Source organism: Stenotrophomonas sp. SMYL41 (genome assembly GCF_036319965.1).
In the GTDB taxonomy this organism is placed as follows: domain Bacteria; phylum Pseudomonadota; class Gammaproteobacteria; order Xanthomonadales; family Xanthomonadaceae; genus Stenotrophomonas; species Stenotrophomonas maltophilia_R.
Window position 1 is genome coordinate 267,923 of the sequence record NZ_JAWIRX010000004.1, and the last position, 13,054, is coordinate 280,976.

Sequence of the window (13,054 nt, forward strand, 5' to 3'; positions counted from 1 at the left end):
CCATCACAAAGATGTGCGTACGACAACAACCGGACAATCCCGTCACCCGATGTCTCGCCAAACGGACACTTTTGTCCGAAAATAATTCCATGACTGCCCAACGTGCCGATGCCGCTGCCCGCCGTGCCCTCATCCTCGACGCCGCCGACCATGTGTTCGGCCAACATGGCGTCACCGCCCCGCTGGACCTGGTGGTCGAACGCGCCCAGGTGGGCCGCGCCACCCTGTACCGCAACTTCCCCGACCGCACCGCGCTGATCCAGGCGCTGCTGCAACGCACGGTCGACCGCATCCGGCGCCAGGTTGAACAGCTCGGCGACCGCGACGATGCCCTGTTCGAAGTTTTCGAGGGCATGGCCCAGCGCATCATCGATTCACCGGCGCTGGCCGATTACTGGCGCGCCGTCGATTCGGATGTGCCAGCCATGCGTACCGCGCGCGAAACCGTGCGCGACCTGCTGGAAGTGCCGATCGCCCGCGCCAAAGCGGCAGGCCTGTGCCGGGCTGATCTGGAAAAGACGGATATTTCACTGATCTCGGGCATGCTGGGCGCGGCCCTGCGCGGCAAGACCCGCGACGAGCGTGCCCAGTTGGCCGGGCGTGCCCTGCAGCTGCTGCGCGGGGGTCTCCAGGGAGCAACCAGCGAGGCCCGCTGATGGTCCAGCCGTATCTGAAGCCGGTTCCGGATTGGGAGGAGCACGAGAAGCCGACCATGCCCGGTTCGGCATCGATGCCCTGGCACCCACCGCACCGTCGGTTGGCGTATGCCCTGGTGTCGCTGCTGGTGGCGATCACCGGCGGCCTCGGCAACGCGCTGGTCACCGCCAACCTGCCGTTCCTGCAGGGCCAGCTGGCCCTGACCCCGACCCAGGGCAGCTGGCTGGTGGCCGCGTATGCGATGGTGAATGTCACCGCCAACCTGCTGGCCTTCAAGTTCCGCCAGCAATACGGCATCCGCCTGTTCGCCGAGATCGGCCTGGGCCTGTACGCGGCGCTGGCGGTGCTGCACCTGTTCGTCGGCAGCTTCGAGACCACGATGCTGACCCGTGCTGCCAGCGGCTTTGCTGGCGCGGCCTGTTCAACGCTGGGCACGCTGTACATGCTGCAGGCGCTGCCACGGCGGTTCACCGGCAACCTGCTGGTGGTGGGCGTGGGCCTCTCGCAGCTGGCGGTGCCGATCGCCTGGATCGTCTCGCCGACGCTGGTCGATACCGGCCAGTGGCACCAGCTGTATTCGTTCGAAGCCGGCCTCGCCCTGTGCGCGTTCGCGGCGGTGGTGGTGCTGAAGCTGCCGCCGGGCATCCAGGTGAAGGCCTTCGAGCCGCTGGACTTCCTCACCTTCGCCCTGCTCGCGCCGGCCGTCGCGCTGCTGGTGATCGTGCTGGCGCAGGGCTACACGCGCTGGTGGCTCAACACACCGTGGCTGGGCTGGGCGCTGGTCACTTCGATCGCGCTGTCCACCACCGCTTTCATCATCGAACACTACCGGCGCAATCCGCTGTTGCAGATCCGCTGGCTGTCGAAGCTGCCGGTGCTGCACTTCATCGTCGGCGCGTTCCTGATCCGCTTCCTGACCACCGAGCAGTCCTACGGCGTGGTCAACCTGATGCGCACGTTGGGCATGGGGCCGGACCAGATGCGCCCGCTGTTCGTGGTGATCCTGGCCGGGGTGATCGTTGGCATCGCCGGTGCCTCGCTGACCTTCGGTCCGAAACGGCTGATCGCGCAGCTGTTGATGGCAATCCTGCTGCTCGGCGCTGCCGCCTTCTTCGACCAGCACCGCACAAGCATGGACCGGCCGCACGACTTCTACGTCAGCCAGTTCCTGGCGTCTGTCGGCGCCGGCATGTTCATGGGCCCGTTGATCATGCTCGGCATTTCCGCCGCGCTGAAGCAGGGCGTGGATCACATGATCACCTTCCTGGTGACGCTGTCGATCACGCAGACGCTGGGCGGCCTGGCCGGCTCGGCGGTGCTGGGCACCTTCCAGCTGCATCGCGAGCAGTTGTACTCCAGCGCATTGACCAGCCAGCTCGACCCGGCCGACCCGGTGGTGGCACAACGCCTGCGTATCCAGCAGCAGCTCTACAGTGCACAGATCACCGACCCGGTGCTGCGCAGCGCGCAGGGCAGCGCGCAGCTGGCGCAGACCGCGCGCCGCGAAGCCAACGTGCGCGGCTTCAATGATGTGTTCACCCTGAGCGGCTGGCTGGCGATCGGCTTCCTGTGCTGGTTGCTGCTGCTTTCGCTGCGCACCGCTGTGCTCAAGCAATGGCGCAAGCGCCATCCCACCCTTCCCTCTGCGGCCACGCCGGCCGCGTCCCGTTGAGTCCCCCCATGCCTCCCGTCCCGCCCCGCTCCGACGACGCCGACAACGTTTCCCCGCCGCCTCCGACCGACGCGGCCCCCACGCCAACGCCGGTAGAACCCGCGGTCGCGCCGAAGTACCTCAAGCCCAGCGCACGCAGCGTAGTGGTGATGGTGGTGGTGGCCTTGCTGGGCATCGCGCTGATCCTGCGCGCCTGGCACCTGTGGCCGTTCACCAGCACCGTAACGGTGACCGACAACGCCTATGTGCGCGGGCAGATCACGGTGATGGCACCACAGGTGAACGGCTACGTCACCGAAGTGCTGGTGAAGGACTTCCAGTATGTGAAGCAGGGCGAGCCGCTGCTGCGCATCGATGACCGCATCTATGCCCAGCGTGTGGCCCAGGCGCAGGCGACGCTGGACAGCGCACGCGCGGCACTGGCCAACTCGGACCAGTCGCAGGCGCAGAACCGCGCACAGATCGCCTCCGCGCAGGCCACGCTGTCGGCCGGCCAGGCCGAGCTGCAGCGCTCGCGCAACGAGGCCAAGCGCTACGAGGAGCTGGCCGCGCAGCAGCTGGTGTCGATCAATGATCGCGACAAGTTCCGCACCACCCAGGCATCGGCACAGGCCAGCGTGCAGCAGTCGCAGGCGCAGATCCGCATCGCCGAGGAAACGCTGGTGTCGACCCGGGTCGCGCGCAAGAGCCTGGAGGCGCAGGTCGAAAGCGCGCAGGCACAGCTGGAACTGGCGCGCATCGACCTGGCCAACACGGTGATCCACGCACCGCGCGACGGCCAGATCAGCGAAGCCAGCGTGCGCGTGGGCCAGTACGTCGCCGCCGGTTCGCAGCTGCTGTTCCTGGTGCCTGACGCGCTGTGGGTGGTGGCCAACTACAAGGAAGGCCAGACCTGGGGCATGGCGATCGGCCAGCCGGCCACGTTCTCGGTGGACGCGTTCCAGGGCCAGGTGCTGCGGGGCCGCGTGGAAGAGATCGCACCGGCCACCGGGTCGGAGTTCAGCGTACTGCGCCCGGACAATGCCAGCGGCAACTTCACCAAGGTGGTGCAGCGGCTACCGGTGCGGATCTCGATTGATCCCGGCCAGAAACTGGCGGCAAGGCTACGGCCGGGCATGTCGGTGATCGCGCGCGTGGATACTGCGACCAAGCCGATGGATTAGGGTGCACGCCCGGTTGCGCCGATATGAAACGGGGTCAGATTCCTTTGCCAATGGCAAAGGAATCTGACCCCGCTCCCGCCCGTCCTCAGCCTGCGCAGCGCGCGCAGAGGCCGTGCACTTCCAGGGTCTGTGCCTGCGGCTGGAAGCCCAGCTCCTTGGCGCGCTTTTCCAGCTGGGTGACGATCTCGCGGTCTTCCAGTTCCACCGCGCTGTGGCAGCTGTTGCAGATCAGGAACGGCACCGAGTGCGCGGCGCTGCTGGGATGGTGGCAGGCCACGAACGCATTCACCGACTCCAGCTTGTGCACGAAGCCATTGGCCATCAGGAAGTCCAGCGCGCGGTACACGGTGGGCGGGGCATCAGCGCCCACGCCCTTGCCGTTGCGAACCCATTCCAGCAGCTCGTAGGCCTTGACCGGCTTGCCGGCCTCGGCGATCAGCTTCAGCACATTGGCGCGGATCGGGGTCAGGCGCAGCCCGCGTTCGCGCGAGACACGCTCGACCACCGCCACGAAATCCGACGCGTCGTGGACGTGGTGGTGCGGGGCGGTACAGGCAGTGGCGGTCTTGGCGGGCATGCGTGTTCTCCGGTTCGGGCCTGGCAAGGATGCCTCAGGCCGTTGCTACCTTGGTGATGGCCACATCAATGCGTTTCAAGGCCTGCTCGCGGCCGGCCAGGTAAACGGTATGGGAAATGTCAGGACTGACCTGGGTGCCAGTGATGGCCACGCGCAACGGCTGGGCCACCTTGCCCATGCCGATCTCCAGCGCCGCAGCCGCGTCGTGCAGGGCCACGCCCACCGATTCGGCGGTCCATTCCGGCAGGGCTGCCAGCAGCTCGCGGGCCTTGCCCAGCGCCACCTCGGCGCCGGCCTTGAAGTGCTTGGCCACCGCCGCTTCGTCGTACTCGGTCAACGGCTGGTACCAGACCACCGCCTTCTCGGCCATTTCCTTCAGGGTCTGCACGCGCTCACGCAGGGCGACCACCACGTCCTCCGGGGCGGGGCCGGCGGCCACGTCCAGGCCCAGCTTCTGCAGCTGGTAGACCAGGTGCGGCACGATCGCGGCCACGTCCTCGGTCTTCAGGAAGTGCTGGTTGACCCAGCCCAGCTTGGCCATGTCCAGGCGCGAGGCCTTGGAGTTGCAGTCCTTCACGTCGAACAGGTCGATCAGCTCCTGGCGGCTGAACAGCTCCTGGTCGCCGTGCGACCAGCCGAGGCGGGCCAGGTAGCTCAGCAGCGCGTCGGGCAGGTAGCCGGCGTCCTTGTACTGCATCACGTCGGCTGCGCCGGTGCGCTTGGACAGCTTGGCGCCCTGCTCGTCCAGGATCATCGGCATGTGGCCGAACTTCGGCACCGGCGCGCCGATGCCTTCGTACAGGTTGATCTGGCGCGGGGTGTTGTTGATATGGTCGTCGCCGCGGATGACCTCGGTGATGCCCATGTCCCAGTCGTCGACCACCACCGCGAAGTTGTAGGTGGGGTAGCCGTCCGGGCGGAAGATGACCATGTCATCCAGCTCGCTGTTGGCGATCTCGATGCGGCCCTTGATCAGGTCGTCGAACACCACCGTGCCTTCCAGCGGATTCTTGAAGCGGATGACGCGGTTCGGGTCGTCCTTGTACGGCAGGCCCAGCTCGCGCGCCGCGCCGTTGTAACGCGGCTTCTCCTGCCTGGCCATGGCAGCCTCACGCATTGCGTCCAGCTCTTCGCGGGTTTCATAGGCGTAGTACGCCTTGCCGTCGGCGATCAGCTGCTCGGCCACTTCCTGGTAACGGGCGACACGGTCGGTCTGGTAGATGGGACCCTCGTCGTAGTCCAGCCCCAGCCACTCCATCGCTTCCAGGATGGCGTCGATCGCGCCCTGGGTGCTGCGTTCGCGGTCGGTGTCCTCGATGCGCAGCACGAACTCGCCGCCACGGTGGCGGGCCTCCAGCCAGCAGTACAGCGCAGTGCGGGCACCACCGATGTGCAGGTAGCCGGTGGGACTGGGGGCGAAGCGGGTGCGGCAGGTCATGGACGGCTCGAGGAACGGGAATCCCCCGATTTTACCAGCCCTCCGCCCCCGACGGAAAAAGGGGACGGAGGGGATTAAGTCGCGATTGCCCAGCCGCTGGTCCTGCAACCGGGAAACGGAGGGGAGATACGACTTAATCCCCTCCGTCCCCTTTTACGGTTCTACCTTGCGCGGGAAGGACTGCTCGCGCATCGCGGCGTTGTAGGCAAAGGAGGCGACGACGGCGGCGGCCTGCTTCAGGTCTTCCGGTTCCGCGTGGTCCCAGGTGTCCAGGTGGCTGTGGTGGACGTTGGTGAAGTAGTCCAGCCGGTCCTGGATGAACTGGAAGCCCGGCAGGCCGATGCGGTCGAAGCTGATGTGGTCGGTGCTGCCGGTGTTGCGGGTCGCCACGGTGGTAGCGCCGACGTCATGGAACGGGGCCAGCCAGGCTTCGAAGATCGGCATCGCCGCCAGGTTCTCCTGCGCATAGATGCCACGGAATCGGCCGGAGCCGTTGTCCATGTTGAAGTAGACCTGGAACTTGCTGTAATCGCGGGTCTTCTGCAACGCGCCGGTTGGCTCGCGCAGCGAGGCCGGCAGCGCCTTCTGCGCCGGGTCGGTGGGTTCCGGGAAACGACCGAAGTGCTTGGCCACATAGGACTGCGAGCCGACCAGGCCCTGCTCCTCGCCGCTCCACAACGCCACGCGGATGGTGCGCTTGGGCTTGGCACCGGTAGCCTTGAGGATGCGCATCGCCTCCATCATCACCGCCACGCCAGCCGCGTTGTCGGCCGCACCGGTACCGCTGTGCCAGGAATCCAGGTGCGCACCGATCATCACCACTTCATCAGGCTTGCTGCTGCCACGGATCTCGGCCAGCGTGTTGTAACCCGGCTGGTCGGCCTCGTCGGTGAAGCGCGCGGCCACATCCACGCGCAGGCGCACCGCCTGCTTGGACTCCAACGCACGCACCAGCGGGTTGAAGTGCTCGCTGATCATCGCCAGCTCGGGAATGCCCACCGACTCACCGGCCTTGCGTGAACCGCCACCGGCAACGCGGATGATGCCGTTGTCCCAGCTGCTGATGCTGATCGAGGCCAGCGCGCCCTCTTCCACGAAGAACGCATTGACCTTGGCCGCCAGTTGCTGGCGCTCCTGGTACTCCTTTACCCGCTTGGCATGTTCGGCAGTGGCGTCCTTGTCCTTGGGCAGGGTGAACTCCTGCAGACCTTCCAGCGAGGTGGCATCGTGGCGATGCGAATCCGCCTCGGTGCCGCGCTTGTACTCGCGCGCCTCGCCCAGCAGCAGGATCTTGCCGCGCAGCTTGCCGCGGTACTTCTCGATGTCCTCGGGCTTCTTGATCTCGACCTGCACCAGTTCGCCTTCGACCGGCCCGTTGGTACCCGGCGTCCAGGCCTTGGGCAGCGCGTGAAGCGGCTGCACCCGGTCACCCAGCATCTCCACGCTGGCCGAGGTGAACTCCCAGCCACGACCGAAGTCATCGAAGGCTTCGTCGTGGACGTTGTCCAGCTTCCATTCGTTGAACTTGCCACGGGTCCACGCGTTGGCGCGGCCCATCGCCGGCGAGTTGGTCAGCCGCGGGCCGATGCGCTCGGTGAGATAGCTGAAGGTATCCATCACCTGCGACCGGTGGAAGGCCTCCTGGCGGATGCGGCTGACCATGTCCAGGTCCACCGTCTCGCGCTGCTGCGCGCCTGCATTGCCACCCATCGCCAGCGCTACCGCCAACATGCCCCACTTCATCACATCGCACCCCTGCCTTCCGGCCTGCTCATCAACCCATCGAGTCTAGCCAGCAGGGGCGCGCCGATACCGTCCCATCGGTCATGGGCGGCGCGGAAGCGTGCGAACCAAGGTTCGCACCCACAGGCGAGTGGTTGGTTCGCACCTGCCACGCCACCTCACCCACTCCACCCCAGCCACAACTGCGCCCGTTCCGGCAGCAGCAGCAACCAGTGCCGCCGGTCGATGCTGCTGCAGCCGTACACCGCCGCATGTGCAGGCCAGTCATCAGGCAGGCCACCGATGCCGATCTCGGCCAGTGCCTCCGCCCCGGCCTTCCATGGCCGGTAGCGCGGCACCCGCCCAGCCAGCGCGCCGCGTCCCTGCCGCGCGCCCTGCAACCAGTCCAGCCCGTTGCCCTGCAATCCCTCGCAGGTCACCGCCGCCAGCTGGAAGCGGACCAGGCCGGGGGCGATCCGTGCCCCCGGCAGGGCCGCCAGCACGCCATGTGCCTGCAGCAGTGCATCCACTTCCAGCAGGGCCGGAATGCCCTGCCGTGCCCGTTGCCGCAAGCCCTGGCGCCAGCTCATGGCGTGCTCCTTACTTCAGTTCCGCGCCAAGCGCGTACCAGTCCACCCGGCGGGTTACCCACATCGCCAGCGCCAGGATCACGAACAGCAGCAGCGACCCCATCAGCAGCGCGTTGTTCTCCGACACCAGCAGGCCATACAGCGCGCCGTAGAGCACAGTCAGCAGCGCCGCGAAGCCGAGGCCGCGCTTCCAGTGGCCCAGCACGTTGGCCAGGTACACCGCCTGCAGGCCGATACAGGCCAGCGCCGAGGCCAGGTAGGCCTTCCAGAACGCGATGTGCTCGGACAGGCTGATCAGCAGCAGGAAGAAGATCGCCAGTGCAAGGCCGACCATCAGGTACTGCAGCGGATGGATGCGCAACGACTTGATCAGTTCGAACAGGATGAAGCCGACGAAGGTCAGCACCACGAACAACACGCCGTACTTCGAGGCACGGTCGGCCTGGGTGTAGGCATCGACCGGATCAACCAGCGACACCGTCACCGCCTGCGAATCGATCGGCCCCTCGCTGCGCAGCTGGCGCTGTGCGTCGGAGGCCAGCGAGGACACGGCCCAGCGTGCATCGAAACCCTGTGCATCGACGCGGCGCTCGTTGGGCAGGAAGGCGCCGCTGAACGACGGGTGCGGCCAGCTCGAACGCAGCGCAATGCGGGTGTCATCGCCCACCGGCACCACCGACAGCATGCGGCTGCCGTCCAGGCGCAGCTCGAGTTCAACGGTGCTGGCAGCCAGCGTGCCGCCCTGTTCCGCAGCGAAACCGGCCACCGGCGCATGCAGGCCTCGCCCCACCTCGCTGGCCGCACCAACGCCCGGCAGCAACCGCAGCTGCTTGCCATCCACGCGCAGGTTCGGCGTACCGACCAGGCCACGCACATCGGACACACCCACCGCCACATACGGCTGGCCGTAACTGCGGCCGGACTTCACCGGATAGTCGTCTGCGGCGAAGGTCGCCTTCATCTGCCCGTTCCAGCTGTATACCGGCACCTTGAACAAGCCGACTTCGCGCTGGCTCGGCAGCATCTCGCCGCCCACCTCCAGCGACGCCGGCATCTGCAGCCAGTGGCCCTCGGTGACCTGCACCTCGGTCTTCTTGACGCCCAGCGGGTCGACCAGTTCAACTTCCTTGCGTTCCACCCACGGCACCACCCGTACCGGGCCCACCAGCTGCTGCGTGCCGGCACGGCTGTCGGCCACCCGGGCAAAGGCCTCGTCGCGGTACTGGCTGCGCTCGGTGATGACCCCGCGGATCATCATCAGCGGCACCAGCAGCAACAGGATCAGCCCGCCGACAATGGCGAACCGCAGCAGCATCTTCAGGGATTTCATGGTCCATCCTCGTTGGAGAGGGCTGCAAGATGGACCGCTGGGGTGAGCAGGGTTTGTGGCGAATTTGAAGCGAGTGTGAAGTCAGCGGCGCGGACGCTGGCCCGGCACTGCCAACGGCAGCCACAGGCTGGCCACGGTACCGCCGCCATCGCGGGCGTCGAGGCTGGCGCGACCATCATGCAGGCGCGCGACCTCCTGCACGAACGGCAGGCCCAGGCCGGAACTGCGCCGGCCGCTGCCGGGGCGGGCCAGCGAATAGAAGCGTTCGAACACCCGTTCTCGCGCGTAGTCGGGAATGCCGGCACCACGATCCGCTACCTGCAGGCGCACGCCCTGCCCGTCCACCTCGGCCTGCAGCGCGATGTCCGCGCCGGGCGGTGAGAAAGCAATCGCGTTGTCGATCAGGTTGTGCAACGCCTGCCGCAGCAGGTAGGCATCCCCCTGCACGCGCAGGTCGGGCACGCTGCCGATGAGGACCTGCACGCCGGCCGCCTGCGCACGCACCTGCGCCGCCGCTGCCGCGTCGGCCAGCAAGGTGGGCAGCGCGATCGGATCGCGGGTCTGCAGCCAGCCGTGCTGTTCCACGTCGGCCAGCGCCAGCAGTTTGTCGATGGTCTCGGTCAGCCGCTCCTGTTGATCGACGATGCTGCGCGCGAAGTGCACGCGGTCGGCCTCGGGCAGCGGCTCCTGCAGCAGCTCGGCGGCACCGCGGATCGCCGCCAGCGGGCTCTTCATTTCGTGCGTCAGCGACTGTACGTACTGTTCAACGTAGGCCTTGCCTTCCAGCTTGCGGCGCATGGTTTCCAGCGCCTGGCCGAGGTCACCGATCTCATCGCGGCGGCGCCGTGGCGGTGGCACCGGTTCGCCGGCGCTGACCGCGCGTGCATAGCGGCTGAGCTGGCCGAGGCCGGTGGTGAGCCACATCGTCACCAGCACGCCGACCAGCGCCGACAGCCCGATCAACCAGGCGCCGCGCTCGATGATGGCGCGCTGGCTGGCGGCGATGAACGGATCGATGCTGCGGTTGGGCTGGGCCAGGCTGAGCACGCCGATCAGGGTGCGCCCATCGGCCGGGTCGTACACCGGCGCCGCCACATGCATCACCGTATCGCCTTCTTCGCCTGGCACTTCCGGGCTGGAGCGGGCGCCGTACTCGCCACGCAGGGTGCGGTAGACATCGTTCCAGCGCGAATTGTCACGCCCCAGGTCGCGGCCCAGCGAGTCGTAGATGACGATGCCCTTGGCATCGGTGATGGTCACCCGGTAATCCAGCGAGCGCTTGGGAAAACGCCAGACCATCGCCTTCAGGTCGCGCTGCCGCGCCTTGGCCAGGTTGCGGGTGAAGCTGCCGCTGCGGATGGTGCCGTCCTTGACGTCGGCGGCGGCCATCTCGGCCAGCACGTTGGCCGCATCGACCAGGGTCGATTCCATCGCCTGGCGCACACCCGGCTTCACCTCGTTGACGAACACGCGCATCACGAAGAACGCGGCGATGCCGGTGATCAGGAAGAAGCCGAGGAACAGCTTCAGTACCAGGCGCATCAGCTAGACCTCCAGCGCGTAGCCGAGGCCACGGTGGGTGCGGATCGGGTCATCGCTGGCACCGGCCGCACGCAGCTTGGCACGCAGCGTCTTTACATGGGTATCGACGGTGCGGTCGGCACTGTCGGCACTGCTGTCCCAGCCGCGATCCATCAGCTGGGCACGGCTGAGAATCGCCCCCGGCCGCTGCAGCAATGCCTCCAGCAACGCGTACTCGTAACGAGTCAGGTCCAGTGCCTGGCCACGGAAGCGGATGCGCCGGCCTTCGCGGTCGATGGCGAACGCACCATGTTCCTGCCAGCCGGCATCCGCGCTGGGCGCCGCGACGACCGGTGCCGCACGGCGCAGGCGTGCACGCACCCGCGCCACCAGCTCGCGCGGCGAGAAAGGCTTGGTCATGTAATCGTCGGCGCCCAGTTCCAGGCCAAGCACGCGGTCCACTTCATCGTTGCGGGCGGTCAGGAAGATCACCGGCAACTGCGCCGCCGGCCCGGGCTGCGCGCGCAGCCGCCGGCAGACCTCGAAACCGCCCAGGTCCGGCAGGCCCACGTCCAGCACCACCACGTCGATATCGCCGGCCTGCAGCCGTTGCAGGGCCTCGCCGCCCAGCAGGCAGTGGCTGGCGGCATAGCCTTCGCTGCGCAGCGCATAGAGCACGGTTTCGGCGATGGCGGCTTCGTCCTCGACCACCAGGACATGGGCAACGGGAGCTGTCATGGCGCGCAGCATAGCCGCTGCGGCCGCCGCCCCGTACACTGCCGCCCATGAACTATCGCCACGCCTTCCATGCCGGCAACCACGCCGATGTGCTCAAGCACATCGTGCAGCTGGCCCTGATCGACAGCTTCAAGCGCAAGGACAGCCCGTTCTTCGTGCTCGACACCCACGGCGGTGCCGGCCGCTACCTGCTGGCCAGCGAAGAGAGCCGCAAGACCCTGGAGGCCGAATCCGGAATCATGCGGCTGATGGCCCAGCCCAAGCTGCCGGAGGTGGTCGAGCGCTACCTGAAGGCGGTGCAGGCCGACAACCCGGTGGGCGCGCTGACCAACTACCCGGGCTCGCCGCTGCTGAGCGCGCAGGCGATGCGCGCGCAGGACCGCATGGCGGTCTGTGAGCTGCAGGAGGCCGAAACGGCCACGCTGAAGGCCCTGTTCGCCCATGACAGCCGCGTCGATGTGCGCCCGGGCGATGGCTACGCGTTGCTGCGCTCGCTGCTGCCGCCGAAGTTCAACGGCAGCAAGATCGGCCGCGGCCTGGTGCTGATCGACCCGCCCTACGAGGCCCAGGACGCCGAATACCAGGCCGTCCTGGCCGCGCTTGCCGAAACCCTGGCACGCTGGCCGCAGGCCACCTGCGCGGTCTGGTTCCCGATCAAGCAGCGCCGCACCATCCTGCACTTCCTGCGCAAGGCCACCGCCCTGCCGGTGAAATCGGCAATGACGATCGAGTTCCTGGTGCGCCCGGACGACTCGCCGCTGCGGCTCAACGGCAGCGGCATGCTGCTGCTCAACCCGCCCTGGCAGTTCGACCGGGTGGTCGGCCCGGCCCTGCCGGCGCTGCGCCAGCACCTGGGCGAACCGGGGGCCAGCACCCGCCTGGATTGGCTCAAAGCCCCCGAATGACGGCCTTCACGAGGCTGTACCGCCGTGAGCCTTTCGTTCACGGAATGCAGCCCCGGTGATGCCACAATCGATGGACCACCAAGGAATCACCCGGTATGGCCACTCGCAACCGCATGCCGCCCTGGCATGAGATCTTCAAGGCTCCCAGCGGCCACGAGCTGCTGATCCGCCCCATCCGCCCGGAAGACGGCGCACCGCTGCAAGCGGCGTTCAGCCTGTTCGGGCCGGAAGAAATCCGTGATCGTTTCCTGCAGGCGGTGACCGAGCTGTCGCCGGAAACCACCCAGCGCCTGACCCACCCCAATCCCAAGACCGAGATCACCCTGGTCGCCGCCGAATCCCTGCCCGCTGGTGAGGCGGTGGTCGGCGCGGTCGCCCGGGCCTCGATCATCCCCGGCACCCGTGAAGCCGAGTACGCGATCCTGATCAGCCGTTTCCTCATTGGCCAGGGCCTGGGCCGGCAGCTGATGCGCAAGCTGGTGAAGTGGGGCCGCGGCAAGTACCTGGACCGCCTGTATGGCGACGTTGCCGCCGAGAACGAGCCGATGAAGCAGCTGGCCGCGTCGCTGGGTTTCAAGCCGGTGCCGCACCCGACCGGTGCCGAGGGCCTGGTACGGATGGTGCTGGAGCTGGACAACTGACGATAGCGCCGGGACATGCCCGGCGATGCATTCCTGTAGTGCCGGCCGCTGGCCGGCATTCCGCCGGCCCAACGGCGCATGAGGCCGCCGGCCAGCGGCC

General features: G+C 67.5%; 12 protein-coding genes. 5 read left to right on the plus strand and 7 right to left on the minus strand.

All coding sequences use genetic code 11. From position 1 onward, the window contains the following. Positions 1-89 precede the first annotated feature (89 nt). The 3 genes from V3B30_RS07085 to V3B30_RS07095 are packed head-to-tail and all read left to right on the plus strand — an operon-like array spanning position 90 to position 3,492. On the plus strand, positions 90-656 hold the full coding sequence (locus V3B30_RS07085; RefSeq protein WP_100471717.1) for a TetR/AcrR family transcriptional regulator: 567 nt from the start codon (positions 90-92) through the stop codon (positions 654-656). Beyond that, on the plus strand, positions 656-2,329 hold the full coding sequence (locus V3B30_RS07090) for an MFS transporter (RefSeq protein ID WP_262084528.1): 1,674 nt from the start codon (positions 656-658) through the stop codon (positions 2,327-2,329). The genes V3B30_RS07085 and V3B30_RS07090 overlap by 1 nt, the downstream gene beginning before the upstream one ends. A gap of 8 nt (positions 2,330-2,337) precedes the next feature. After that, positions 2,338-3,492, plus strand: a complete 1,155-nt coding sequence (locus V3B30_RS07095; protein WP_262084529.1) for an HlyD family secretion protein — start codon at positions 2,338-2,340, stop codon at positions 3,490-3,492. 85 nt (positions 3,493-3,577) lie between these two features. On the opposite strand, the gene V3B30_RS07100 is transcribed toward V3B30_RS07095, so the two are convergent. From V3B30_RS07100 to creB, 7 genes are all read right to left on the minus strand, one after another. Then, positions 3,578-4,069: a Fur family transcriptional regulator gene (locus V3B30_RS07100; protein ID WP_004150412.1), complete on the minus strand. Its 492-nt coding sequence runs from the start codon at positions 4,067-4,069 to the stop codon at positions 3,578-3,580. Between the two features lie 34 nt (positions 4,070-4,103). Further along, the gene (gltX, locus tag V3B30_RS07105; protein ID WP_262084530.1) at positions 4,104-5,507 is read right to left on the minus strand and encodes a glutamate--tRNA ligase; all 1,404 of its coding nucleotides are present in this window, start codon (positions 5,505-5,507) and stop codon (positions 4,104-4,106) included. Positions 5,508-5,660: 153 nt separating this feature from the next. Further along, a complete protein-coding gene (locus tag V3B30_RS07110; protein WP_262084531.1) occupies positions 5,661-7,238 on the minus strand; it encodes a M20/M25/M40 family metallo-hydrolase in 1,578 nt (525 codons plus the stop codon). A 170-nt stretch (positions 7,239-7,408) separates the two neighbouring features. Continuing rightward, positions 7,409-7,819, minus strand: a complete 411-nt coding sequence (locus V3B30_RS07115) for a hypothetical protein (RefSeq protein WP_100471713.1) — start codon at positions 7,817-7,819, stop codon at positions 7,409-7,411. Between the two features lie 10 nt (positions 7,820-7,829). Beyond that, on the minus strand, positions 7,830-9,149 hold the full coding sequence (gene creD, locus V3B30_RS07120; RefSeq protein WP_100471712.1) for a cell envelope integrity protein CreD: 1,320 nt from the start codon (positions 9,147-9,149) through the stop codon (positions 7,830-7,832). A gap of 81 nt (positions 9,150-9,230) precedes the next feature. Next, a complete protein-coding gene (gene creC / locus V3B30_RS07125) occupies positions 9,231-10,691 on the minus strand; it encodes a two-component system sensor histidine kinase CreC (RefSeq protein ID WP_262084532.1) in 1,461 nt (486 codons plus the stop codon). A gap of 3 nt (positions 10,692-10,694) precedes the next feature. After that, positions 10,695-11,420 carry a two-component system response regulator CreB gene (creB, locus tag V3B30_RS07130; protein WP_262084533.1) on the minus strand — a complete coding sequence of 242 codons (726 nt, stop codon included), beginning with the start codon at positions 11,418-11,420 and terminating at the stop codon, positions 10,695-10,697. 35 nt (positions 11,421-11,455) lie between these two features. Here creB and rlmJ point away from each other — a divergent pair, with 35 nt between their 5' ends. Both rlmJ and V3B30_RS07140 read left to right on the plus strand, forming a co-directional pair. Then, positions 11,456-12,313 (plus strand): 23S rRNA (adenine(2030)-N(6))-methyltransferase RlmJ, encoded by an 858-nt coding sequence (gene rlmJ / locus V3B30_RS07135; RefSeq protein ID WP_049446337.1) that lies wholly within the window; start codon positions 11,456-11,458, stop codon positions 12,311-12,313. Between the two features lie 95 nt (positions 12,314-12,408). Beyond that, complete coding sequence (locus V3B30_RS07140) at positions 12,409-12,954, plus strand: GNAT family N-acetyltransferase (protein ID WP_004150340.1); 546 nt, start codon at positions 12,409-12,411, stop codon at positions 12,952-12,954. Positions 12,955-13,054 lie beyond the last annotated feature (100 nt).